The sequence below is a fragment of the Bacillus sp. FSL W8-0848 genome (assembly GCF_038007805.1).
In the GTDB taxonomy this organism is placed as follows: Bacteria; Bacillota; Bacilli; order Bacillales; family Bacillaceae; genus Bacillus; species Bacillus glycinifermentans.
The window spans coordinates 100,001-102,500 of record NZ_JBBOYB010000001.1; the positions used below are offsets into that span (position 1 = coordinate 100,001).

General features: G+C 52.2%; 6 tRNA genes and 2 rRNA genes (2 of these 8 cut by a window edge). All 8 read left to right on the forward strand.

Annotated elements, in window-relative coordinates:
* Positions 1-34 (forward strand) — tRNA-Leu (locus NSQ39_RS00540) (it extends 49 nt beyond the left edge of the window).
* A 19-nt stretch (positions 35-53) separates the two neighbouring features.
* A tRNA-Gly gene (locus tag NSQ39_RS00545) sits at positions 54-128 on the forward strand.
* Positions 129-137: 9 nt separating this feature from the next.
* Positions 138-223: transfer RNA gene (locus NSQ39_RS00550), tRNA-Leu, on the forward strand.
* 11 nt (positions 224-234) lie between these two features.
* Positions 235-311: transfer RNA gene (locus NSQ39_RS00555), tRNA-Arg, on the forward strand.
* A 9-nt stretch (positions 312-320) separates the two neighbouring features.
* Positions 321-394: transfer RNA gene (locus tag NSQ39_RS00560), tRNA-Pro, on the forward strand.
* Positions 395-401: 7 nt separating this feature from the next.
* Positions 402-477, forward strand: a tRNA-Ala gene (locus NSQ39_RS00565).
* Between the two features lie 155 nt (positions 478-632).
* Positions 633-2,182: ribosomal RNA gene (locus NSQ39_RS00570) — 16S ribosomal RNA — on the forward strand.
* A gap of 165 nt (positions 2,183-2,347) precedes the next feature.
* Positions 2,348-2,500: ribosomal RNA gene (locus NSQ39_RS00575) — 23S ribosomal RNA — on the forward strand; it runs 2,779 nt beyond the window's last position.
* Together the 16S and 23S rRNA genes with 6 tRNA genes alongside form the textbook arrangement of a ribosomal RNA operon.

Below are 2,500 nucleotides of genomic sequence, written 5' to 3' on the forward strand. Positions count from 1 at the left end.
TTACGGCGTGGGGGTTCGAGTCCCTTCACCCGCATTATATAAAATGATTATTCGCGGAAGTAGTTCAGTGGTAGAACACCACCTTGCCAAGGTGGGGGTCGCGGGTTCGAATCCCGTCTTCCGCTCCAACCATCCACGCCGGGGTGGTGGAATTGGCAGACACACAGGACTTAAAATCCTGCGGTAGGTGACTACCGTGCCGGTTCAAGTCCGGCCCTCGGCATTATAAAGATTGCGCCCGTAGCTCAATTGGATAGAGCGTTTGACTACGGATCAAAAGGTTAGGGGTTCGACTCCTCTCGGGCGCGCCATTATAATAACGGGAAGTAGCTCAGCTTGGTAGAGCACATGGTTTGGGACCATGGGGTCGCAGGTTCGAATCCTGTCTTCCCGATTCTTAAGGGGCCTTAGCTCAGCTGGGAGAGCGCCTGCTTTGCACGCAGGAGGTCAGCGGTTCGATCCCGCTAGGCTCCACCATTTATTTTAAAAAGCACTTGACTGTTTATTATATAACTGATATAATAATAGAGTTGCTTTAATCAACGAATGATCTTTGAAAACTAAACAAGACAAAACGTACCTGTTAATTCAAATAAATCGCACATAAACGTGCGTAGTCATTTTCAAACTTTTTTATGGAGAGTTTGATCCTGGCTCAGGACGAACGCTGGCGGCGTGCCTAATACATGCAAGTCGAGCGGACCGACGGGAGCTTGCTCCCTTAGGTCAGCGGCGGACGGGTGAGTAACACGTGGGTAACCTGCCTGTAAGACTGGGATAACTCCGGGAAACCGGGGCTAATACCGGATGCTTGTTTGAACCGCATGGTTCAAACATAAAAGGTGGCTTTTCGCTACCACTTACAGATGGACCCGCGGCGCATTAGCTAGTTGGTGGGGTAACGGCTCACCAAGGCGACGATGCGTAGCCGACCTGAGAGGGTGATCGGCCACACTGGGACTGAGACACGGCCCAGACTCCTACGGGAGGCAGCAGTAGGGAATCTTCCGCAATGGACGAAAGTCTGACGGAGCAACGCCGCGTGAGTGATGAAGGTTTTCGGATCGTAAAACTCTGTTGTTAGGGAAGAACAAGTACCGTTCGAACAGGGCGGTACCTTGACGGTACCTAACCAGAAAGCCACGGCTAACTACGTGCCAGCAGCCGCGGTAATACGTAGGTGGCAAGCGTTGTCCGGAATTATTGGGCGTAAAGCGCGCGCAGGCGGTTCTTTAAGTCTGATGTGAAAGCCCCCGGCTCAACCGGGGAGGGTCATTGGAAACTGGGGAACTTGAGTGCAGAAGAGGAGAGTGGAATTCCACGTGTAGCGGTGAAATGCGTAGAGATGTGGAGGAACACCAGTGGCGAAGGCGACTCTCTGGTCTGTAACTGACGCTGAGGCGCGAAAGCGTGGGGAGCGAACAGGATTAGATACCCTGGTAGTCCACGCCGTAAACGATGAGTGCTAAGTGTTAGAGGGTTTCCGCCCTTTAGTGCTGCAGCAAACGCATTAAGCACTCCGCCTGGGGAGTACGGTCGCAAGACTGAAACTCAAAGGAATTGACGGGGGCCCGCACAAGCGGTGGAGCATGTGGTTTAATTCGAAGCAACGCGAAGAACCTTACCAGGTCTTGACATCCTCTGACAACCCTAGAGATAGGGCTTCCCCTTCGGGGGCAGAGTGACAGGTGGTGCATGGTTGTCGTCAGCTCGTGTCGTGAGATGTTGGGTTAAGTCCCGCAACGAGCGCAACCCTTGATCTTAGTTGCCAGCATTCAGTTGGGCACTCTAAGGTGACTGCCGGTGACAAACCGGAGGAAGGTGGGGATGACGTCAAATCATCATGCCCCTTATGACCTGGGCTACACACGTGCTACAATGGGCAGAACAAAGGGCAGCGAAGCCGCGAGGCTAAGCCAATCCCACAAATCTGTTCTCAGTTCGGATCGCAGTCTGCAACTCGACTGCGTGAAGCTGGAATCGCTAGTAATCGCGGATCAGCATGCCGCGGTGAATACGTTCCCGGGCCTTGTACACACCGCCCGTCACACCACGAGAGTTTGTAACACCCGAAGTCGGTGAGGTAACCTTTTGGAGCCAGCCGCCGAAGGTGGGACAGATGATTGGGGTGAAGTCGTAACAAGGTAGCCGTATCGGAAGGTGCGGCTGGATCACCTCCTTTCTAAGGATATTATACGGAATGTAAGACCTTGCGGTCTTGCAGACAGGTGCGTTTAGTTCTTGTTTAGTTTTGAAGGATCATTTGATTCTTCGAAACGTGTTCTTTGAAAACTAGATAACGATTGTAAGACATTCACATGAATTTTCTGTAGTGATTCTTTTTAACGGTTAAGTTAGAAAGGGCGCACGGTGGATGCCTTGGCACTAGGAGCCGATGAAGGACGGGACGAACACCGATATGCTTCGGGGAGCTGTAAGCAAGCTTTGATCCGGAGATTTCCGAATGGGGAAACCCACTGCTCGTAATGGAGCAGTATCC